Below are 22340 nucleotides of genomic sequence, written 5' to 3'. Positions count from 1 at the left end.
GCTCAGGTCGCCGTTGCTGTGACAGGTGGACGGGAAGGTTTGCGCAGCGCCTCCAGGCGCGATCCGCTGTAGCGGGTTTCGCGGTAGAAGCGCCAGCGACCGAACAGTTTGTAGATGTTCATGATCCGGCCCTGTTCGGTATAGCCCATGCGCAAGTGCAGCTTGAGCGCCGGGATGTTGTGGAACTCGCAGACGTCCACGACCTTGTCGCAGCCCTGGGCGGCCATGGCTTTCCACAGTTCCAGTTGCAGATCCACCGACAGTTCGGTGCCCCAGTACGAGCGGGTCAACTCGCCGCCGAACTCGAAGAACTCGCCGGGTTTCACCGGGAACATGCAGCCGTAATAGTGGCGGTCGAAGTAGTCCCGGGCGCTGCCCCAGATGAAGGCCACCGCATGACCCTGGTCGTCCAGGTGCATGTGCCCGGTGTGATTTTCCCGAGCCAGTTCCGCCATGGTGCCGACGCGGTCACCGAAGTGGCGGGCGAAGGCGCTGACTTTGTCCGGGGTGATCTTCACCACCCGCAGCGGCGGGTAGGGTTTGAGGCTGTGAGGTGGCACCGGACTGACCAGATCGCGCTCCATCCACAGCAGTTCCTGGTGAGAAAAAATGCAGTGCTTCCAGATCTTTTTCACGGTGGCAGTGAGTCCTTTCTGCCGTAGGTTTTCAGTCAGTTTGCGCAGCATGTTCATGGTCGTTGCTCCTGATGACGAGTCATCGCGCAGCCAAAGGCCAGCGCGGCCGGACATCAACAGGGCGGTCATGAGGCACTCCAGCTCAGGGCAAACAGGGTCTGTCCCGGCAGCTCGAAGCGCACGCGACCGTCCTGACAGCGAAAAGGCGCGTCGCGGCTGCGGTTGTCGGCGCCGAAGTAGCGCAGCGCGCCGTTGTTCAATGGGCATTTGGCGCCCGCCAGATCGACACGCTGCAAGCGCGTGCCCTTGTTCACGCCGAGCAGGCTACGCTGATCGTCGCCGGCCATTGCCAGCACATCGACTTCGAACGCATCGTTCTCCAGCCACAGCACCTTTTGCAGCCAGTGCTGCTGGATGAACTGCTGGGCCAGGCCCACCGGTTTCAATTCGAAGCGGTCATCGCCCAGCACCCGCAACATGCCTTTGGGGTATTGCGGCTCATCGGCGGCCTGGAACCAGTTGAGCATGGTCAACAAACCGTCCTGGGAGGCGTTGATCACCACCGAGGCCCACCACAGCGAGGTGAAATGGGTTTCCTGATCGTAGGGGCTCAGGCTCGAACCGCTGGACAGGTTGGTCTGGTCCAGCAGCAACGCCTTGCGCGGCTGACCCTTGGCATCGAGGCCGACCAGATCGGCAGCGCGGCGCACGCTGTCGCGGTACACGCGAGTGGCGAGCAGGTCGCGAATCATCCACTCGTGCCAGGCCAGCGCATCGACCTGATCGGCGGATTCGCTGAGCAGGCGCCGGGCCCAGTCGATGCCACGCTTGTTCGCCGCGTTGTCGGCGAACGGCCCGTTGACCAATCGCGAACTGGCCGGCATTGCGATGCGCACGCCGGCCTTGGCATTGGCCGGATCGCTGCGCACTTGCCGGGCCATGCTGGTGAAGATCGAACGGTATTGCTCGTAACTCGAATAATTCAGGTTGGGCTCGTCGGCGAACCCGATGTAGTGCGTGCCTTTGCCGCCGAGTGCACGGGTGCCGGCGAGCCAGGCGTCGAGGCCGCTGTTGCTTTGCACGTCGGCGCGCAGATCGGCCTGACGCTGGCTGCCGGCGAGCAAGGTGATGTCCTGACGAATGCCGAAGCGATCCTGATAGACCTGGCGAAACGCATCTTCGAAGTGCGGCTTCTTCGCCGTCACGTCGACGAAACTGTAGTAACTGGCAGCCGTCGGTTTCAGCGCGTCGAGCACCGGATGGCTGGCGGGCGGCGGCATCACGTAGGGCAGGGCGATGCCCAGATCCGGGGTGCGGCCGAGGACTTTGTCGTGCAGGGTCAGGCGCGTCTGGCCGTCGTCTTCGCGCAGCGGTTTGAGCTGTTGCGGGGTCTGTGCGAACAGATTGGCCGTGCCGTCGAGCCAGAACGCCGCTTTGCCGCTGCCTTGCAGACGCAGGCACCAGACCTGTTCGCGTTCGCTGACCGGCAACGCCACCTGATCGAACTGCCAATAGGCGCGATAGGGTTTCAGCGCCAATGTCAGGGGCTGCCCGTCACCAACCCGTTGCGCTTGCAGGGCGCTGACCCCGCCGTGGAACTTGCCCGCCAATATCGCGTGCTCACCGGCGGCGACCTTGAAATACAGCTCATCGCCGTTACGGGTTTCTGCACTGAAATGCACCTTGGCCGGGGCGAACAGGGCCACGGTGTTTTCGTCGTGCTCGATCCGATAACTGCGGAAGCTGTAGCCGGGGATTTCCAGCTGATAACTCGCGGCCCCCGGCGCCAATGGCCAGCTCTGACTGCCACGGGTTTCACTGGCCTTGATGAAGCGCTCGCCCTGCAATTTACCCCGGCCGTCGAGCAGGAAGATGTGCTCTTCGTTGGCCTCCGCCTGCCACGCCGGCGCCCAGCGCACGGTCACCGTGTCGGGGCGATCCGCTTGCAGGTACAGGCTGCCGTCGCGAATGTCGCCCCAGCGCATCGACGCCGCGAAGGCGTCCAGCGACAGGCCGAGACCGAACAGCAGGGCCAGGCCTTTCATGCGGACTTCCGTTGTAAAAAGCGACGCTGCAACATTAGCCACATCGGCGTGAGGTCGCTGGGCAGAATGATCAGGGTTTGCCAGAACGCCACGCCGCTCAACCGGCAGTACAGCACCAGCATCGCCACGGTCACCGCCAGATAGGCAATCGACGAAACAGCCGCCGCGCCGACGATGCCGTAGGCCGGAATCAGCAGCAGGTTCAGCGCAAGATTGAGCAGGGCGCCGATCCCCATCAGCAGCGACACCGTGCCGGGACGATTCTTGCCGATCAGGTCCAGGCGCAGGATGCTCGCGTAGCACAGGCCCAGCAGCCCCGGCAGCAATGCGAGCAGCGCCGGATACGCCGGTTGGTAGGCGACGCCGAACAGGGTGACGATCAGCCATTCGCCGATCACGGCCATGGTCAGGCAGGCGCCGAGCATCACCGTGGCGGTCAGGCGCAGGGCCAGCGGCGTGACCTTGTCCATGCCTTCGTCCTGTTGCAGCAGGCGTTTCATCAGCGGCGTGGTCACCGCTTCCGGAACGATCAGCAGCAACTCGGCGGCGGCGCTGGCCATCGCGTAATGCCCGAGGGCGGTGCTGCCGAGCAGGGCGCCAATGAACAGGTAATCGGAACGCAGGATCACTTGCTGGAACAGCAGATCCGGATGGCTGCGCGCACTGAAGCGCAGCAGTTCGTTCTGGCTGGCGCGATCCCATTGCAGCTGCAACGGCTGCGCGCGTTTGAGCCACAACCAGCCGACCAGCACCACCAGACTGATGCCGGCTAGCCAACTGATCAGCGCGGCTTCGAGGGCCGCTTCTTTCCACATCCAGAACAACGCGAGAAACAGCAACAGCGGCGCCAGGGATTCCACCAGCCGCAAGGCATTGAACGCGACCACGCCGCCGGACGCATTGTGCAAGGTCAGCAGACCGCTTTTGAGCACAGTCAACGGCACCGCCAGCAGCAACAGCCACGCCAGCAGCCCGAGTTGCATCGTCACGTCCAGTTCACTGCCGAACTCGCGCACCAGCGCCACAACCAACAAGGTCAGCAGACCCGCCAGCAGACAACCGAACACCAGCACCTGCGCGAGTAACAAACCCATCGGCCGTTGCTTGGCCGCTTGATAACCAACAGCAGAATTCAAGCCGCCGCTGGTGGCCGCGCTGATCAGATCGGGCAGGGTGCTGAGCAGGGCGAACAGCCCGCGCTCACTGGGCCCGAGAATTCGCGCCAGCAGCACATTCCTCAGCAGGCGCAGGGCGATCATCGCCAGTTTGGTGCCCATGCTCAGCGCCAGATGCTTGAGGTAACTGCCTCGACTCATGGTCGCGCCCCGCGATAGATCCGCCACGACAGCAGTTGCGGATTGCGCGCGGTGCGCTGGCTGACGCCGAAGCGTGGCAGGTTCAGCGGATCACCGGTGCAGCGATAGATGCCGCTGCCAGTGCCGAGCGCGAAGGGGTAATCGTGATGGGCGATCTGTTCGCGCACCCGCTCGTCGTTGTCGCCGTTGGGGTAGCAATACACCGGCAGCGGCCGGTTGCAGCCGTTGAGCATGGCATCGCGACTGCGGCTGATTTCTTCGCCCAGGCGCACATCGTCAAGGCCGGTGAGGATGGCGTGACTGGCGCCGTGGGGGCCGAACCGCACCAGGCCGGAAGACTCCATTGCCCGCACCTGATGCCAGTCCAGTGCCTGAGGCTGCGACTCTTGCGGGCACTCGTCGGTCAGGCGTTCGAGCATCATCGGGTCAAGCGCTTTGAGCCCTTGCAGGTAATGCAACAGGGTCAGACTGCGCCGGTCCACGTCGATGTCATCCAGCAGCACCGGCACGGGATGATGGATCGATTGCAAATATTCGATCAGGTGCATGCGCGGTTTTTCGCCATGGCTGCCCCACAGGGTTTCGCCGATGCTTTCCCACCAGAAGCGCTGACGGCTGCCGATGAAATCGGTGGAGAGAAAAATGCTCGCCGGCACCTGATGCTTCTGCAGCAACGGGAAGGCGTTGGCGGCGTTGTCGCGCCAGCCGTCGTCGAAGGTCAGTGCCACTCGCGGGCGCTCGGTGCGCAAGGCGTTGGGCTGGAGGATTTCCATCAGCGGCACGCAATCGAAATGCTTGCGCAGCCACACCAGCAGATGCTCGAAGGCCTTGGGCCCGACGCACAGTTCGTTGCGGTGCGGCAGGTCGGCGGCGCGGTCGTTGGCCAGCACCCGGTGCAACATCAGGATCACGCCGGCGCCGTGTAACTGGTTTCGTCCCACGGACGAGTTGAGATAGAGCCAGCCGCTGGTGCGTTTAATCAGTTGTTTGATCGCCATGGCTCTGTCCCTCTCAACGGTTTTGGTCAGGGTTCCACTGGGCGTAACGCTGGCCGCGCAGGAACTGCCACAGGCCGATGCTCATGCCCGCCAGTGTCACCAGCAGGAATGCCGCAAGGCGGAACGGTTTGGGTAAGCGGTGTTGCGAATCCAGCAGGCCGGCAATCGCGATGGCGTAGCCGATCAGTTGCGCGATCAGGCAGAGGCGATAGAAACCGTGTTCTTCCCACAGCCAGAAATTGCTCAGCAGCAGCGGCAGCAACAGGATCGGCGCCAGGCGGCGGATCAGCTTGTGGCTGATCAACGCTATCGAATACAGGCCATGCTTGAACGGATTGAGCAGTTCGCTACGTTGCGCCAGGCTTTGCAGGCCGCCGACGGTGACCCGCTGGCGACGGCGGAATTGCTTGTCCGCTTCGTCCACGCCGTGGTCGATCACTTGCGCTTCGGGCACGTAGACGATGCGTTTGAATTTCACTGGCGCGCAGGTGCTGATGAAGAAATCGTCGTTGACCTCGGCCGGCACGTTCTCGAACAGTTCCCGGCGCAGGGCAAGCAGGGCGCCGTCGGCGGAGACCATGCAACCGGTGCGATTTTCGACCCGGCGCAGCCAGCCTTCGTAGTGTCGATAAAGGCTGTCGCCGATGCTCAAACCGCCGCCGGTGACCGGGATCACCATGTGCCCGGCGCAGGCGCCGACCTGCGGATCGCTCAGCGGCGCCAGCAGGTAGCCGAGGGTTTCCCGCGACCATTGGTTGTCGGCGTCGGTAAACACCAGAATGTCGCCCGTGGCCAGCGCCGTACCTGCGTTCAGCGTGGCGGCCTTGCCCTGGCGGGGCAGGTCGAGCACGGTGATGCGCGGGTCGTCGACCTTGTGCGCACAGGCCACGGTGTCGTCGGTGGAACCGTCGCTGGCCAGGATGATTTGCAGGGTCGCCGGCTGATAATCCTGGGACAGCAGCGAGCGCAGCTTGTGCTCGATGTGCCGCGCTTCGTTGTGAGCGGCGATGACGATGCTGATGTTCAGCGGCGGTGCCGGGCTGTGGCGCCACGCCGGGAACAGCGGCGCCAGCAGCGTCAGTAGCAGCGGGTAGCCGACATAGGCGTACGCCGGCAGCAGCAGGCACATCCAGAAAATGAATTCAGCCACGGGCAGGCCTCCTGGCGTTCCAATGACACAGACTGAGAATGAACGCGGCCCCCGCCAGGTGCAGGCGCACCCAGTGCAGGCCCCACAGTTGCAGGGTCAGGCAGACGTTGTGGTGCTTGGCGCTCTGACGCACGCTGAGCACCAGCCCCGGCACCAGCGTCAACATCACCATGATCGCGGCGTGATGGGGAAAACCGTCGAGCAGGGCGGAAATCGCCAGGAAATCGAGAATCCAGACGAAGATCGACAACATTGGAAATCGCAGCAGCCGCAGGCTGAAACCGTGGCTGCGCAGCAATTGCAGATGACTGCCCTGGCGCCACAGTTCCTTGCCCATCCACTCGCGCCAGTTCATTTCGTAGCCCCAGTGCAGGGCCACGCTTTCATTGATCGAGAGCAGCCGCGCGCCGTGTTCTCTCAGGCGCAAGGTGAACTCCTTGTCCTCGCCGGTGCGCAGGGTTTCGTTGAAACCGCCGACCTTGTCGAACCAGCGCTTGCGCATCAACAGGTTGGCACTGGGCAGCCAGTCGACGACATGGCTGGTATGGGTGGTCGGCCGCAAGGTGCGGCGCTGCCAGGCGGTGGCGTACCACGGCGCGGCGGCGGGGGTGTGCAGGTCGAGCCCGAAGACATCGGCCTGGCCTTCGGCTTCCAGAGTGAACAGTTGGGTGAGCCAGTCTTCGGGCATTTCGATGTCGGCGTCGATGAATGCCAGCCATTCCCCGGTGGCGATCGCCGTGCCGCGGTTGCGCAGGGCGCCGATCAGCAGGCCGGGCATCACCAGCACCTGGGCGCCGAACTGCCGGGCGATCTGCGGACCTTCGTCACTCGAGCCGTTGTCGACCACGATCAGCTCACATTCGACATCCGCCGCATGCGCCGCTTTTTGCGCGGCCAGCAGGGTGCGGCCAATGTGCCGGGCCTCGTTGTACATCGGGATGACGATACTGATCCGGCTCATGCTTTGGCCTCCGTCATCGGCGCCTGCTCGGCTTTCAGGCGCAGAACGCTGGTCAGCGCGAGCATGATCCACAGGTATTTCTGGTTCGGCGCGCTGAGGAACATCAGGAACAATGTCAGCGACAGAAAACTCACCCCAAGGTGGGTCATCAGATCCGCCTGCTGCCAGTTGCGGCGCAGCATCCATTCCTTGCGCGCGCGCGCCAGGTTGTACAGGCCCAACCCAAGCATGCCGACGAACATCAAACCGGCGGGAACCCCCAGTTCGCTGAAGATTTCCAGGTAGGTGTTGTGCGCCCGACGGTACAGGTCGCCGATCTTGCGGTTGGCGGAAAACGCCTTGGCGTAGCCGGTGGTGGCGTAGTGCAGCGGGAAGGTGCCGGGGCCGGAGCCGAGCAGCGGGTTCTCGCGGATCATCTGGCTGCCGACCACGATGTACGAAGCGCGGCGGCCGAGGGATTCGTCGTTGTGCCCCTTGGCGCCGGCGCTCAATACGCTGAGCGACTGGATACGGGCGATGTAACCGGCAGGCATCGCGTAGATCGCCAGCGGAATCACGATCGCCGCGCCGAGCATGGCAAAGCCGAGGTGACGCGGACGAATCCGCGCCAGTTGCGCGCGGTAGTGCCAGCAACCGATCACCAGACTCAAGGCCAGCACCACCAGCCCGGAGCGTGATTCGGTCTTGGTCATGCCGCCGAGCAACAGCAGGCAGCAACCGCCCCAGAACAGCCGATGCAACAGGTTCGGGCTGCGGATCACCAGCAGCAGGCCCAGCGGAATGGCGAACGCGATCAGCAGGGCGAAGGCGTTGGGGTCTTCGAGCAGGCCGGCGGCGCGGCCCTGATCCTGGAATTTGGTGGAGAACATGGCCATGGCGCAGGTCGTGCTGACGGCAAGGGTCACCAGCCGGGCGAACAGGTCGAGGTTCAGTTCGCGGCCGATCAGCAGGGTGATGACAAACAGGATCAGGCCGACGCTGATTTCCCGCAGGTGACCGAGCGACATGCCCATGTCATCGGTGTTCAGCAGGCTCAGAAAGTACAGGGTCATGAAGGCGATCAGAAAGCGCCAGATATTGCTGCGCAGGCGATCCGAGGGAATCTGGTGCATCGCCAGTTGCAGCATCAGGATTACCGCCAGCGAAGCGCCGATCAGTTTGCTGCCTGACAGCGAACTGTCCTTGAAGAAGCCCTCGAACGGCACCAGCGCGGCAATGCCGAGCAGGCCCCAGGTCGGTTTGCGGTACAGCACCGCGAACCCCACCAGACCGAGCACTGCACCCGGCGCGAGGTAGGGCCAGGGACTGGCCAGCAGAGCGATGCAGGCCAGGCCCAGCAGACTGACGATCGAGAGCGGGAAAATCATGCGCGTGCCTCCCGTGCCGTGCGGATGTACAGCTGCGACCAGCGTTCGGCCAGGGCCTTGAGGTCGTAGCGGTCCTGTTGCGTGCGTTTTGCGTTGTCGCGCAGTTGCCGCGCCAGTCCCGGCTCTGACAGCAACGTGTCGAGCTGATGGGCGAGGGCGGCGCTGTCGGTCGGGGCGGCGAGCAAGCCGTTGTGACGGTTCTCCAGCACATCGGGAATGCCGCCGACACCGAATGCCACCACCGGCACCCCGGCCTGCATCGCTTCCAGCAGGATCATTGGCGTGCCTTCGGTGCGCGAGCTGATCACCAGCGCATCAAGTTGCTGCCACCAGTGACGCATGTCGGTCTGATAACCCGGCAAGCGGATGCGCTGCTGCAAACCGGCGGCGTCGATCCGTGCCTGCAAGTCTTCGCGTTCCGGGCCGTCGCCGAGCATTACCGCGTCGAGTTGCGGGTGCTGGTGACACAGCGGGATCAGCGCGTCGAGAAACAGATCCGGGCCTTTCTCACTGCTCAAGCGCCCGACGTAGCCGGCGAGCCAGCGTTGTCTTGGCGCATCGGAAAGCAGCGCGGCGGCGGCCGGCAATCCGTTGGGGATCACCTGCAATTTTTCCGCACGTACGCTGGCCTGACGGTGCAACACCGCGATGCTCTCGGCGACGCACACCACTCGATCCACCGACGCCGTGCGGCACAGTTGCAGGCTCAGCCAGGTGTAGAACTTCTGCTTGCGGCTGCGCGGGGTGAAACCGTGTTGAGTGATCACCAGCGGCAGGCGCAACAGCGTGGCGCCGACCCAGCCGAACAACAGGCCTTTGAAATTGTGGGTGTTGATCAATGGCCGTTCACCGCGCCGATGACCCAAGTGCCGCAGCAGGGCAGCAAGCCCTGCGCAGCCTTGTGCATCGACGCCGGCCTCGCGAAAGCGCGCGATCAGTTCCGGCGGCGCATCGAGGAACAGCACCTGGTGCTGCCCCGGCGTCGCCAGGCAATGATCGAGCAACATCCGCTCGGCCCCGTAGAACCCGCCACTGCTGAGCAAATGCATGATCGGCAGCGCGGCGTTCTGGGTGGAGGGCGTGTTCAATTGCGCACCCAGTGCAGGAAGCTCGGTACGGTCCAGTTCTTGTGCGGGTTGCTCGGCAGCGCGTTCTGGTCGTTGATCACCAGCAGCACCGGCAGGCCCAGCTCGTGGCTGATTTGCGCCGGGTGTTTGAAGCGGTGATCGAAGAACTCACGCACATAGACCAGTGCAATCGCCAGCAACAGACCGGTGAACAGCCCGAACGGAATGATCAGCATCGGTTTGGGGAACGCCGCTTCGGTCGGTTCGAACGGCGGGCTCAAGACCCGGGCGTTGGACAAGTCGTCGTTCAGCGAGCGGGTGGTGCTGCTTTCGGCAAAACGCTGGGCGTAGGTCGAGAACGCGGCGTGCATGGCGTCGATCTCGGTGTCCATCTGCCGCAGCTTGCTCTGGGTTTGCTGCAGCTCGTGGATGCGGTTCTTGAACTCGGCGATGCGCGCGGTTTTCTGATCGATCACCTGTTTCACCACGGCCAGGTCGTTGGTGCGTTCCTGGATGCGGTTGCTGACCACTTTGAGGAACTGCTGGCGGGTGCGGGCGATCTGCTCGCGGGTCAGCAGCATCGGCTCGCTGCCGGGCTGGAACACCGCCAGATCGTTCATGTAGCGGCTGACCTGAGTGGTCAGTTGCTCGCCGAGCTGTTTGATTTCCCGGTCCTCGAACGCCACGTTGTCGACGGTGGTGGTGAAGGTGTAGGGGAAGGTGTAGTCATTGAGCTTGTTGTTGCTGGCGGCGGCCAGGCTGGTTTTCAGGTACTCCAGCCAGCGTTGGCTTTGCAGCAGGCGATCCTGGTACAGGTTCAGTGCCTGTTCTTCGGTGTTGATCGCGTTCAGGCGGAAGGTGATTTCCTCCTTCGGATCCGACGAGCCGACACTTTCCAGCAGTGCCTGACGGTTGCCTTCCAGGCCATCGAGGCGCACTTGATAAAGCTGTTTCTTGGACTCGTAGAACGATTGCGGCAGGTCGATCGATTGCAGCGCCTGACGGCTCACCAGATAGTTCTGCAACAGGGCGGCGACGAAGGTCGTGCCTTGATGCGGATCGGGGAAGCTGTAGACGATCGAGATCACGTTGGAGCCGGGCAGGGTCTCGATTTTCAGGCTGTCGATGGCTTGCTGGGTCAGTGCATCGAGCGCGGTGTCGCGCACCGGATCGGTCTCAAGCCCCAGAGCGTTGCGCACGGGGTTGATCACATACTGGCGCAGCGGCGAGCTGATGTAGCGTTTGAACGGCTCGCTCACCAGTTTGCTGAACATCCCGGGTGACGGGGTGTATTCGCCCTTGTCGCGCAGCTCGCTGATGGTCTGACGGATCAGCGCCGGCGAGCGCAGGATGTTGCTCTCGGTTTCCATGTCCGCCAGCGACGGCGGGATGAAGGTGGCGTTGTCCACGGTGAGCGACGTGGTGGCGTCGCCCTGTGAAAGTTTTTTCGACTGCACGATCACCTGAGCGGTGATATCGAAGCTCTGTTTGAGCAACAGCGGCAGCACCAGCGCGATCACTGCAAAGATCAGGAAGACCCGTTTCACCAGTTGCTTGTTGGCGAAGAAGATCCTGAAGAACTCATGCAGGTAGTTTTCCTTTGGATTCATGTCGGTCACCTGAGAGTCAGTTGCTGTCACTGTCTTTGTTGTCGACGCGGTAGCCGAAGCTGAAGCCCACGCCCTGGAACAGCACCACGTCGGCCAGTTGCCGGGCGAGTTCGCCGGCGCTGGCCAGTTTGGTTTTCGGCACGTACAGCATGTCGTCCGGTTGCAGGTAGGCGATTTGCGGCGCCTCGCCCGACAACGCTTTCTCGACGTCATAACGCACGGCCTGCACCTGATTGCCGTTGCGCCGCATGATCACCACCGAATCGAGCCGCGCCTTGACGTTGGTGCCGCGCGCCAGGGTCAGCGCCTCAAGCACCGACACCGGCCGGCGGATCGGGTAGGAACCCGGCTGACCGACTTCGCCCAGCACGTAGATCTCGTTGCCGGCGGTGGACTTGAGCAGCACGTCCACGGTCATCCGGCCCGGCAGTTGCGCGTACTTCTTGTTGAGGAAGGTTTCGAGCTGGTTGATGGTCATGCCTTGCAGCGGCACCGCGCCGATTTCCGGGAAGCTCGCGTAGCCGTCGGTACCGACGGTGATCTCGCGGCTCATGCCGGTGGCCGGGTGGTTGAGGGCGCTTTTCAGGTTCTGCTCGTTGGTCAGCGGGCTGATGATTTGCACCGTCAACTGATTGCGGTTGGGCTGGAACAGTTGTTTGCGCTGGTAGGCGCGCTGGATTTCCTGGCGCGCTTCTTCGCTGGTCAGCCCGGCGATTTTCACCGAGGTATTGGCACCCGGCAGTTCGATGGTGCCGTCCGGCAGCACCAACTGATTGCCGTTTAGCTGGCTGGCGGCGGTGAAGTTCAGGCCGATCTGGTCACCCGACTGCACGCGGTAAGCGTCCGAGCCGCTGGTGCTGATGTGGAAGATCACGTCCAGCACATCCTGCGGGCGCAGGGTCTGCTCGACCTTCGGCATGTCGGTGGCCTGGGCGTTGGCCGGGGTGGCGGTGAGAATGTTCACCGGCATGTTCTGGGTTTCGGAGGTGCTCGAGCAGCCTGCAAGCGGCAGCATCAGCAGCACAAGAATCCTGGCGTTCATGGCGTCATCCTTTGCGGTTGCTTACAGGTTTTTGTAGAGCCATTTAGGCATGTAGTACTTGCGTCGGTTGAACACGCTGCCGACCACTTTGGCCCCGGCCTGGGTCAACCGCTGCACGGCTGCCTGCGCGACTTCCCAGCGGGTGTCTTCGGCACGTACCACGAACACCACACCGTCGACCTGGGTGCTGATGACCAACGTGTCGGCGGCCGAATACACCGCGTCGCCATCGATCACCACAAAGCGGTACTGAGCGCCCAGTTGATCCAGCAGTGGGCTCAGACGCTCGGCAGTCAGGTGTTCAGTAGTGCGGATCGGCCGGCCGTTGGGCAGCACATGAAACGGCAGGCTCGACACCTGCACCACGCAGTCCTGCAACAGCGGCGGGGTTTCCTGGTTGAACAACAGGTCGCGCAGGCCGCGCTCCTTGCTCAGGTTCAGTTGCTGGGTGAGGTTGCTCGCCGACTGGCTGGCGTCGACATACAGCACCTGGCCGCTGCTCATCTGTGCCAGTTGGCTGGCCATGGCCAGGGCGCTGGTGGTGGTGCCGGCGCCGGGGTTGGCGGCGGTCAGAAACAGGATCCGCAGATCCAGGTCCAGCACGGTCGAGGTCAGGTTCGACTCGCTGGGGCTGGCAATGCTCAGGCTTTTGTTGGTTGAACCGTCCATTAGCTTGCTCCGTGGCCGCTGAATACTTTGAAGGGGGTTTTCAACAGAATCTTCAGATCAAGCAGAAGGCTCTGCTCGGCGATGTAGCTGAGGTCCAACTCAACGCGCTGGTCGAAGTCGATATTGCTGCGTCCGGAGATCTGCCACAGGCCGGTCATGCCGGGGTAGATCGCCAGACGCGCGAGGTGACTGTCCTTGTAGCGGTAGGTGTTGAACGAGGTCGGACGAGGGCCGACCAGGCGCATGTCGCCGGTCACTACGTTGATCAGGTTGGGCAACTCGTCGAGGCTGGTGCGCCGCAGGAAGCCGCCGATCCCGGTGATGCGCGGGTCCTGGTCGATCTTGAAGTCGATGGCGTCGGCACCGTGCTTGTTCAGGTGGCGCAGCGACTCCTTGAGCTCTTCGGCGTTGGCGACCATGGTCCGGAACTTGTACATGCCGAACTTGCGGCCGCGATAGCCGGTGCGTTTCTGCACGAACATCACCGGGCCTTTGCTGGTGAACTTGATGGCCAGCGCCAGACCGATCAGCAGCGGCGAAATCATCAGCAGAATCATCAGGGCGCCGAGACAGGCCACCACCCGATTGGTGCGCGACAGTTGCCACGGCCGGCCACCTTCTCGACCGGTCATCCAGCCCTGGCCCTGGCGGTGGATTGCCGCGTCCAGGCGCATTCGCTGTTCCGGATCCATGCGTTTGTCACGCACCAGTTGTTGGATCGGTATACCTTTCTCAAGTCCAGTCATGGAGTCCTCCGCTGATGTTCAGCCGCGAACGGCGCGTGGGCGATAGGCAGTGGGGTAGTAATCGCGGAACCAGGCGATGAACCGCCCCAGTCCCTCATCCAGCTCTATCCGGGGCTGAAACCCGGTGGCCTGGGCCAGGTCGCTGGCCTCGGCGCAGGTATTGAGTACGTCGCCCGGCTGCAGCGGCAGCAGCTCGACCACGGCTTTCTGGCCGAGGTGTTTTTCCAGCAGGGCGAGATAGGTTTTCAGCGCCACCGGGTGCTGGCCGCCGATGTTGAACAAGCGCCACGGCGCCATGCTGCTGGCCGGGTCGGGTTGTTCGCGGTTCCACTCGGGACTGGCCCGGGGCGCCCGCTCGATCAGGCGTGCGATGCTTTCGATGATGTCGTCGATGTAGGTGAAATCGCGCTGATGCTCGCCGTAGTTGAACAGCTTCAGTGGCGAGCCTTCGCTGATCGCCTTGGCGAACTGGATCGGCGACATGTCCGGCCGGCCCCACGGCCCGTAGACCGTGAAAAACCGCAGCCCGGTGCAAGGGATGCCGAACAGGTGGCTGTAGCTGTGGGCCATCAATTCATTGGCTTTCTTGGTCGCGGCGTACAGCGACAGCGGGTGATTGACGCCGTCCTGCACCGAATACGGTGTGCGCTGGTTGGCGCCGTACACCGAACTGGACGAGGCGTAGATAAGGTGCGCGACCGGGTACTGGCGGCAGCACTCCAGAATGTTGAGGAAACCATCGAGGTTGCTGTGCAGATAGGCCCGTGGATTTTCCAGCGAGTAGCGCACCCCGGCTTGCGCCGCGAGGTGCACCACGACTTGCGGCCGTTCGCGAACGAACAACGCTTCCAGCGCCGAGGCGTCTGCCAGATCAATCGTGGCGAGCTGGAAATCCCCGACCTGCTCGCGCACCCAGTCCACCCGATCGTGCTTGAGCTGCGGGTCGTAGTAGCCGTTGAAGTTGTCCAGGCCGATCACCTGATGCCCGTCGCGCACCAGCCGCAGCACGCCATGAGCACCAATGAAGCCGGCCGCACCGGTGACGAGGATTTTCATGGCCGCAACCCGTCAGGCGCGATGTGGCGCAGACCGATGCCGCTGTAGTGCAGGCCGGCGGCCGCCACTTGTTCCGGGTTGTAGAGGTTGCGTCCGTCGATGATGACTTTCGAGCGCAGCTTGCTGGCCAGCAGCTCGAAATCCACCACGCGGAAATTCTTCCACTCGGTGCAGATCACCAGGGCGTCGGCGTCTTCCAGGGTGTCGTCGCGGGTGGCGCACAGGTGCAGGTCATTGCGGTAACCGTAAATGCGCCGGCACTCGGACATGGCTTCCGGATCGTAGGCCTGCACGCTGGCGCCTTCGGCCCACAGCGCATCCATCAGATAGCGGCTGGGGGCTTCGCGCATGTCATCGGTGTTCGGCTTGAACGCCAGGCCCCAGATCGCGATCGACTTGCCGGCCAGGCCTTGGGGGAATTGCGCCCTGAGTTTGCTGAACAGGATGTGCCGCTGCGCGTCGTTGACGTCGGTGACGCTGCGCAGCAGTTTCAGCGGCATGCCGTTGTGTTCGGCGGTGTGCAGCAGGGCGCGCAGGTCCTTGGGAAAGCACGAGCCACCGAAGCCGCAGCCCGGGTAGATGAAGTGATAGCCGATGCGCGGGTCGGAACCGATACCCTTGCGCACCGCTTCGATGTCGGCGCCGAGCAGTTCGGTGAGGTTGGCCAGCTCGTTCATGAAACTGATGCGGGTGGCGAGCATCGCGTTGGCCGCGTACTTGGTCAGCTCGGCGCTGCGGTTGTCCATGAACATCAGTTTTTCGTGGTTGCGGCAGAACGGCGCGTACAGCTCGCTCATCTGCGCCCGTGCCTCATCGTCCTGAGTGCCGACGATGATCCGGTCCGGCCGCATGCAGTCGGCGAGGGCGCTGCCCTCCTTGAGAAACTCGGGGTTGGACACCACCCGCACCGCCAGGGCGCTTTTGCCGCGCCGCTGCAGTTCTTCTTCAGCGGTGTGCAGCACCTGATCCGCCGTGCCGACCGGCACCGTGGATTTGATGATCAGCGTGCGATCGTCCTCCATGAAGCTGGCGATCTGCCGCGCCACGTTGAGTACATGGCTGAGGTCGGCGGAGCCGTCTTCGTCGGCCGGCGTGCCCACGGCGATGAAGATCAGTGCGGCATGTTCCACCGCATCGCTGGCCTGGGTGCTGAACAACAAACGCCCGGCCTTGATGTTTTCTTCCAAAGTTGCAGAAAGACCCGGTTCGCTAATAGGCGGTACTGCCTGTTGCAGTTGTTTAATCTTGTTCGGGTCAATATCGACGCACAATACGCGATGTCCGACATCGGCAAGTGCGGCTGCTTGTATCAGGCCAACATAGCCCGTACCAAATACGCTCACGTCCATATTGGCGTGCCTCGTAAGACGGTGATGGAAGATCGAAATGGAACTGTCAAAAGGGGTATAGCGCAGCGTGGGGAAAGCGTGTCAGCAAAATGACATGTTGCAAGGGTATAACACCCCCATTTTTGGGGGCGAAAGGCCATCAAGTGCTTGCTGTAGATGGATTTGTCCCGTTCTTGACGGGTTTTTCACATTCCGAAGAAAACGATAAACGGTCGTAGGCCGCGAAATTCAAGGGTTTTAACGACTTGGGTGTGTCAGATTTGAGTCAACAGTTTTTTGACGCTTTTGCATTATGTCCGACATTTCTTGCGCTTTGATGGCCCGGTGCTAGTGTCAGATTTTGACCGACAAATGATTGACCATGTCTCGTCGGACGCGCCCCGGAATTGCCATGTTTCGATACCTGAAAGAACTGCTTTTAATTATTTATCTGCTGCTTTATTTCGAATATTACCTTGACCGCTTAAATGCGATGGGTATGGGGTTGGCAGTACTTCTTTTTGGCGCGATGTTTTTGACGCTGACTTTCGCATTATTACTAACAGCCTATATACGTCAGACTTTCATTCGGCATTTGTTCGCATTAACCCTGTTTGTTTCGGCAGTGTTCTTCGATGTTTATACGAGGGTGACCGCCGATTACCTGACCTACAGCAGTTTCGTCTCGCTGGTGTACTCCGGCGGCTTCATCCAGGAGGCGGCGTATCAGTACCGGGGGGCGATCATCCACGGGCTGCTCAACGGGTTGTTGCTGCTGTTCGGGATCGGTCTCAAGCCACGACACGCGATCCCGATACCGAATGCCTTGCGGATCGCCGCGCCGTTGTGCGGTGTGTTGCTGCTCAGCGCCGTGTTGTTCGTGCGCGCCGGCGAGGGCGCACGCGGGTTGCCGATCATGTACACGCCGCTGGCCTATCTGAACCTGTTCGGTTACGAAGCACTGCACAACACCGTCGGCCCGCGTGAGCCGGTGACCCTGGCGCGCAATGGTCCGGCGGTCGGCCACGACATTGTGCTGATCATCGACGAAAGCATTTCCGGCAATTACCTGGACATCAACGCGCCGTTCGGCGTGCACAGCAACCTCAAGCAGGCCCGTCCGGGCGTCGAAATCTTCAATTACGGCTACGCGGCGTCCATCGCCAATTGCAGCGCCGACACCAACATCACCCTGCGCTACGGCGGCACCCGCGCCGACTACATGCGGATCAACAGCACGCTGCCGTCGATCTGGCAGTACGCCAAGAAGGCCGGCATGCGCACGGTCTACATCGACGCTCAGCGCACCGGCGGCAACCTGCAGAACCTGATGAACGATGCCGAGAAAAAGGACATCGACGAATTCGTGCAATTCGACCAGACCAGCGTGCGCGACCGCGACATGGCCGCCGCCGCCAAGCTGATCGAACTGCTCAACGACGACAAACCGGAGCTGGTGCTGATCAACAAGGTCGGCGCGCATTTTCCGGTGCACGACAAATACCCGGACGCCTTCATAGCCTACCGCCCGACCTTGCCCCGCGGACAGTTCACGGAAGTCGCCGACACCGGTGAACGCACCGGTTTCAACGGCCAGCCGGATGACTGGGTGCTGTATCGCAATGCCTACAAGAACACCGTGCTGTGGAACGTCGGCGAGTTCTTCTCGCGGGTGTTTGCCCAGGCCAATCTGAACAACGCGCTGCTGATCTACACCTCGGATCACGGCCAGGATTTGCACGAGCGCGGTAATCCGGGACTCAACACCCACTGCGGCGGCGACCCGGTGGAGGAAGAGGGGCTGGTGCCACTGGTGGTGATTCAGGGCGATCAGTTGCAGACGCTCGACTGGTCGGCGCAACTGGCGGCCAACAAGGATCGCTCCAGTCACTACAACATCTTCCCGACCCTGTTGCAGTTGATGGGCTACGACCTGCCGGGAATCGAGTCGGTGTACGGCAAACCGCTGAGCGTGGCGACGGCAGATGAATTCACCTTCAACTACCGCTTCAACGCACGGCTGGGGGCCAAACCCGAGTGGAAACACATCGACCTGAACAGCATCGTCACGCCGGGTGAGGCGCCGACGAGTGTGGCGGTAGGTCAGTAACGCGTCGGTATCCGCTATCCTTGGCCGACACGGATCGATCGGATGGCGGCATGCTCCAGGTTCAAAACGTCTTCAAAAGCTACCTCACCCCGCAAGGCCCGTTGCCGGTGCTGCAAGGCATCGACCTGACGCTCAAGCCCGGCAGCAGTCTGGCGCTGATGGGCGAGTCGGGCAGCGGCAAGAGCACGCTGCTGCACCTGATCGCCGGGCTCGACAAAGTCGACAGCGGCAGCATCAGCAGCGGCGAACATCGGCTGGACCGGATGAACGAGGCGCAACTGGCCAACTGGCGGCGCACCGAAATCGGTCTGGTGTTCCAGCAGTACAACCTGATCGGCAGCCTGCGCATCGAAGACAACCTGGCGTTTCAGGCGCGGCTGGCCGGGCGGCATGACCCGCGCTGGCAGCATCATCTGGTGCAGCGTCTGGGGCTGGGCGAATTACTCAAGCGCTATCCCGAACAACTCTCCGGCGGCCAGCAACAGCGGGTTGCGCTCGGCCGGGCGCTGGCGGCGCAACCGAAACTGTTGCTGGCCGACGAGCCCACGGGCAGCCTCGACGAAGCCACCAGCGACGAAGTGTTGCGGCTGTTGCTGGAATTGCTCGATGACACTCCGACCACCTTGCTGATGGTCACCCACAGTCAACGCGTGGCGGCGCGGCTGGCGGAGCGCGTGGTGCTGTCCAGCGGTCGCTTGACGTGAAGGTTTTCCGCCACGCGTTGATGGCGCTGCTCAGTCACTGGCGGCGCCATCCGGTGCAGTTTTTCAGCGTGCTGACCGGGTTGTGGTTGGCCACCAGTCTGTTGACCGGAGTCGAAGCGCTCAACAGTCAGGCGCGGGACAGTTACGCCCGGGCCAGCCAGTTGGTTGGCGGCGAACCCCAGGCCAGCCTCAGCACGCCAAACGGCGCGACGTTCCCGCAACAATGGTTCGTTGATCTGCGGCGCCTGGGCTGGCCGGTGTCGCCGGTGCTGCAAGGGCGCCTGATTCTTAAAGGCCACGAAAACCAGCGTCTGCAATTGATGGGCATCGAGCCGGTGTCGTTACCCGGCGACAGCGCGGTGGCCGGGCAGGCGATGCCGATCGAGCGCATCGTCGAGTTCTTCAGTCCGCCGGGCAGCACCTGGATTTCTCCCGAAACCTTGCGGGCGCTGAACCTCGCCGAGGGCGCGACCCCGGCCACCGAAACCGCTCAGACGCTGCCGCCGCTGCGCGCGCAAACCGACATGGCACCCGGCGTGCTGCTAGTGGACATTGGCGTCGCTCAGCGCGTGCTCGAACAGCCCGATCAACTGTCACGTCTGCTGTTGCCGAAGGATTTTCACGCCGAGGTGCCGGCCGCGTTCAAAGGCCAGTTACAGCTCAAAAGCAGTGGCGAAGAAAACAACCTTGCGCGACTGACGGAAAGCTTCCACCTCAACCTTGATGCGCTCGGGTTTCTCTCGTTCATCGTCGGCTTGTTCATTGTTCACGCGGCTATCGGTCTCGCGCTGGAGCAACGCCGGGGATTGCTGCGCACCTTGAGGGCCTGCGGGGTCAGCGCGCGGATGCTGATCGCTTGCCTGATCGTTGAGCTTGGCGCGTTGGCGTTGATCGGCGGATTGTTCGGCGTGGTCAGCGGTTACTGGCTGGCGAGCGTGCTGTTGCCGGACGTCGCGGCCAGCCTGCGCGGTCTGTACGGCGCGGAAGTGGCGGGGCAGTTGCGCCTGAGTCCTTGGTGGTGGTTCAGCGGTATCGGCTTGAGCCTGCTCGGCGCGTTGCTGGCCGGGGCCAACAGTTTGCTGCGTGCAGCGCGACTGCCATTGCTGGCGGTGGCGGATCCGCAGGCCTGGCATCAGCAACATGCGCGCTGGTTGCGGCGTCAGGGTTGGGTGGCCGGCGTATGTGCAGTGATTGCCTTGGCCGCGCTGGTGTGGGGCAACAGCCTGGCCAGCGGTTTTGTGTTGATGGCGGGGCTGTTGCTCGGCGCCGCACTGGCGTTGCCGGTGTTGCTCAGCGCGCTGCTCAACGGTTTGCTCGGGCGCAGCCGCTCGGTGCTCGGGCAATGGTTTCTCGCCGATTGCCGCCAGCAATTGCCGGCGCTGAGCCTGGCCTTGATGGCGCTGCTGCTGGCGATGGCGGCGAACATCGGCGCCGGCAGCATGACCGCCGGTTTTCGCCAGACCTTCAACGACTGGCTCGAACAACGGCTCACAGCCGAGCTTTATCTGAACCCGAGCAACCCGGCGCAGGCGCGAGAGCTGTACACGTGGCTCAAACAGCAACCGAGCGTCACCGCGATCATGCCCAACTGGCAGGTTTCGGTGACGCTGCAAGGCTGGCCGGCGGACGTGTTCGGGATCATCGATCATCCGCACTATCGCCAGCACTGGCCGTTGCTCGAATCTCGAGGAGACGACCCGTGGGCGGCGCTGGCCAAGGACGATGCGGTGATGCTCAGCGAACAACTGGCGCGGCGCTTGAAAGTGACGCCGGGCGATCACCTGACGATTCCCACGCCGGGCGGGTCGTGGTCGCCGCGCATCGTCGGGATCTACGCCGATTACGGCAATCCCAAGGGTCATGTGCTGGTCAACAGCAATCACCTGTTGCGCGGCTGGCCGCAGCTGACGCCGAACCGCTTCAACCTGCGCATCGACCCCCCGAACATCCCGGCGTTGCTCACGGCCTTGCAGGCACGTTTCCAACTCGATGACAGCCGGATCGTCGATCAGGCGCGGCTCAAGGGTTGGTCGGTGCAAGTCTTCGAACGCACCTTCGCCGCGACCGCCGCGCTGAATAGCCTGACGCTTGCCGTCGCCGGCGTGGCGCTGTTCATCAGCCTGCTGACCCAGAGCCAGAGCCGTCTCGGCCAGCTCGCACCGTTGTGGGCCCTGGGCGTGACGCGACGGCAGTTGATGTTGCTCAATCTCGGGCAAACGTGGCTGTTGGCGCTGCTGACGCTGGTGCTGGCCTTGCCGTTGGGCATCGGCCTGGCGTGGTGCCTGGACGCGGTTATTAACGTTCAGGCCTTTGGCTGGCGTCTGCCGCTGCGGGTGTTTCCATTGCAGTTGCTGCAACTGATGGGGCTGGCGCTGCTGGCGACGTTGCTGGCCTCGGCGTGGCCGCTGTATTCGCTGTACCGCACGCAACCGGCGGACCTGCTGAGGACGTTTGCCCATGAGGACTAGGTTTGCGCTGGTGTTTCTGGCGTTGTTGTTGAGTGGTTGCGACAACCCCGCACCGGAGCAGAAGGGTTTCGCCGGGATGGGCGCTCAGGCACAGGCCTTCACGCCGGTGGTGCCGGGACGGGTATTCAGCTTTCCGGCGGATCACGGCGCCCATGACGGTTTTCGCATTGAATGGTGGTACGTGACGGCCAATCTCAAGGATGCGCAGGGTAACGATTTCGGCGTGCAGTGGACGTTGTTTCGCAGCGCTCTGAACGCCTCACCGCAGCAGCCGGGCTGGGCAAACCAGACGATCTGGCTCGGGCATGCGGCGGTGACTTCGGCCAGCGTCCACCACGCCGCCGAGCGTTACGCTCGTGGCGGCGTCGGGCAGGCCGGCGTGCATGCAGCGCCGTTCGAGGCGTGGATCGATGACTGGCGTTTCGTCAGTCAGGCGAGCGATCCGCTGGCCGACCTGCAACTCAGCGCCCGGGACAAGAACTTCAGCTATCAACTGCGCCTGACCTCCAGCCGCCCGCTGGTGTTGCAAGGCGACAAGGGTTTCAGCCAGAAATCCGAACAGGGCCAGGCGTCGTATTACTACAGCCAACCGTTTTTCCAGGCCAGCGGCACCCTGCAGATCGATGGCCAGACCTACACCGTCAACGGCCCGGCATGGCTCGACCGCGAATGGAGCAGTCAACCTCTGACCGCCAATCAGACGGGCTGGGACTGGTTCTCCTTGCATCTGGACAGCGGCGAACACGTCATGCTCTACCGCATGCGCCAGAAGGAAGGGGCGCCGTATCTCACCGGCACGTGGATTGCTGCCGATGGCCAGACCGAAACCCTGCACGCCGAGCAGATCAAGCTGACCTCGCAGGACACTGCGAAGGTGGCCGGACGTTCGATGCCGGTGCGCTGGTCGATCGACATTCCGGAAAAAAACCTGCAGATCACCCTCAATGCAATCAACCCCGACGCCTGGATGAACCTGCGCATCCCCTATTGGGAAGGGCCGGTGCGCCTGAGCGGCAATCGGAGCGGGCAGGGTTATCTGGAGATGACCGGGTATTGATTCCGCGCGCC

General features: G+C 62.8%; 18 protein-coding genes. 4 read left to right on the top strand and 14 right to left on the bottom strand.

Annotated features, from left to right (window positions below; genetic code table 11):
- Positions 1-2 precede the first annotated feature (2 nt).
- The 14 genes from CAF90_RS16945 to CAF90_RS16880 all read right to left on the bottom strand — a co-directional run bounded on the left by CAF90_RS16945 (position 3) and on the right by CAF90_RS16880 (position 16011).
- Positions 3-692, bottom strand: a complete 690-nt coding sequence (locus tag CAF90_RS16945) for a GNAT family N-acetyltransferase (protein ID WP_085607676.1) — start codon at positions 690-692, stop codon at positions 3-5.
- A gap of 68 nt (positions 693-760) precedes the next feature.
- On the bottom strand, positions 761-2680 hold the full coding sequence (locus CAF90_RS16940; RefSeq protein WP_085607674.1) for a hypothetical protein: 1920 nt from the start codon (positions 2678-2680) through the stop codon (positions 761-763).
- Positions 2677-3996: a lipopolysaccharide biosynthesis protein gene (locus CAF90_RS16935; RefSeq protein WP_085607672.1), complete on the bottom strand. Its 1320-nt coding sequence runs from the start codon at positions 3994-3996 to the stop codon at positions 2677-2679. Before CAF90_RS16935 ends, CAF90_RS16940 begins: the two co-directional genes overlap by 4 nt.
- Complete coding sequence (locus tag CAF90_RS16930; RefSeq protein ID WP_085607670.1) at positions 3993-4994, bottom strand: polysaccharide deacetylase family protein; 1002 nt, start codon at positions 4992-4994, stop codon at positions 3993-3995. Before CAF90_RS16930 ends, CAF90_RS16935 begins: the two co-directional genes overlap by 4 nt.
- 13 nt (positions 4995-5007) lie before the next feature.
- The gene (locus tag CAF90_RS16925; RefSeq protein WP_085607668.1) at positions 5008-6144 is read right to left on the bottom strand and encodes a glycosyltransferase; all 1137 of its coding nucleotides are present in this window, start codon (positions 6142-6144) and stop codon (positions 5008-5010) included.
- Positions 6137-7105 carry a glycosyltransferase gene (locus tag CAF90_RS16920; RefSeq protein ID WP_085607666.1) on the bottom strand — a complete coding sequence of 323 codons (969 nt, stop codon included), beginning with the start codon at positions 7103-7105 and terminating at the stop codon, positions 6137-6139. Before CAF90_RS16920 ends, CAF90_RS16925 begins: the two co-directional genes overlap by 8 nt.
- A complete protein-coding gene (locus CAF90_RS16915; protein ID WP_085607664.1) occupies positions 7102-8472 on the bottom strand; it encodes an O-antigen ligase in 1371 nt (456 codons plus the stop codon). The genes CAF90_RS16920 and CAF90_RS16915 overlap by 4 nt, the downstream gene beginning before the upstream one ends.
- Positions 8469-9572, bottom strand: a complete 1104-nt coding sequence (locus CAF90_RS16910; protein ID WP_371915865.1) for a glycosyltransferase family 4 protein — start codon at positions 9570-9572, stop codon at positions 8469-8471. Before CAF90_RS16910 ends, CAF90_RS16915 begins: the two co-directional genes overlap by 4 nt.
- Complete coding sequence (locus CAF90_RS16905) at positions 9557-11149, bottom strand: Wzz/FepE/Etk N-terminal domain-containing protein (RefSeq protein WP_085607660.1); 1593 nt, start codon at positions 11147-11149, stop codon at positions 9557-9559. Before CAF90_RS16905 ends, CAF90_RS16910 begins: the two co-directional genes overlap by 16 nt.
- Positions 11150-11165: 16 nt before the next feature.
- Positions 11166-12191, bottom strand: coding sequence for a polysaccharide biosynthesis/export family protein (locus CAF90_RS16900; protein WP_085607658.1), 1026 nt, complete (start codon positions 12189-12191; stop codon positions 11166-11168).
- A 21-nt stretch (positions 12192-12212) separates the two neighbouring features.
- Complete coding sequence (locus CAF90_RS16895) at positions 12213-12860, bottom strand: CpsD/CapB family tyrosine-protein kinase (protein ID WP_085607656.1); 648 nt, start codon at positions 12858-12860, stop codon at positions 12213-12215.
- On the bottom strand, positions 12860-13606 hold the full coding sequence (locus CAF90_RS16890; RefSeq protein ID WP_039767766.1) for a sugar transferase: 747 nt from the start codon (positions 13604-13606) through the stop codon (positions 12860-12862). Before CAF90_RS16890 ends, CAF90_RS16895 begins: the two co-directional genes overlap by 1 nt.
- An 18-nt stretch (positions 13607-13624) precedes the next feature.
- Complete coding sequence (locus tag CAF90_RS16885) at positions 13625-14662, bottom strand: NAD-dependent epimerase (protein ID WP_085607654.1); 1038 nt, start codon at positions 14660-14662, stop codon at positions 13625-13627.
- Complete coding sequence (locus CAF90_RS16880) at positions 14659-16011, bottom strand: UDP-glucose/GDP-mannose dehydrogenase family protein (protein WP_085607653.1); 1353 nt, start codon at positions 16009-16011, stop codon at positions 14659-14661. The genes CAF90_RS16885 and CAF90_RS16880 overlap by 4 nt, the downstream gene beginning before the upstream one ends.
- Before the next feature lie 391 nt (positions 16012-16402).
- Here CAF90_RS16880 and CAF90_RS16875 point away from each other — a divergent pair, with 391 nt between their 5' ends.
- From CAF90_RS16875 to CAF90_RS16860, 4 genes are read left to right on the top strand one after another with little or no spacing between them, the layout of a single operon-like run.
- Complete coding sequence (locus CAF90_RS16875) at positions 16403-18100, top strand: sulfatase-like hydrolase/transferase (protein ID WP_085607650.1); 1698 nt, start codon at positions 16403-16405, stop codon at positions 18098-18100.
- Positions 18101-18150: 50 nt separating this feature from the next.
- Positions 18151-18804: an ABC transporter ATP-binding protein gene (locus CAF90_RS16870; protein ID WP_007956196.1), complete on the top strand. Its 654-nt coding sequence runs from the start codon at positions 18151-18153 to the stop codon at positions 18802-18804.
- Entirely contained in the window at positions 18801-21272 is a 2472-nt protein-coding gene (locus tag CAF90_RS16865; RefSeq protein ID WP_085607648.1) for an FtsX-like permease family protein, read from the top strand. The genes CAF90_RS16870 and CAF90_RS16865 overlap by 4 nt, the downstream gene beginning before the upstream one ends.
- Entirely contained in the window at positions 21262-22329 is a 1068-nt protein-coding gene (locus CAF90_RS16860) for a lipocalin-like domain-containing protein (RefSeq protein WP_085607646.1), read from the top strand. Before CAF90_RS16865 ends, CAF90_RS16860 begins: the two co-directional genes overlap by 11 nt.
- Positions 22330-22340: the final 11 nt, after the last annotated feature.

This window comes from Pseudomonas sp. B37(2017) (genome assembly GCF_002112885.1).
Classification (GTDB): domain Bacteria; phylum Pseudomonadota; class Gammaproteobacteria; order Pseudomonadales; family Pseudomonadaceae; genus Aquipseudomonas; species Aquipseudomonas paraglycinae.
Note: the sequence above shows the minus strand (reverse complement) of the source record. Positions and strands in the feature narration are given on the sequence as shown.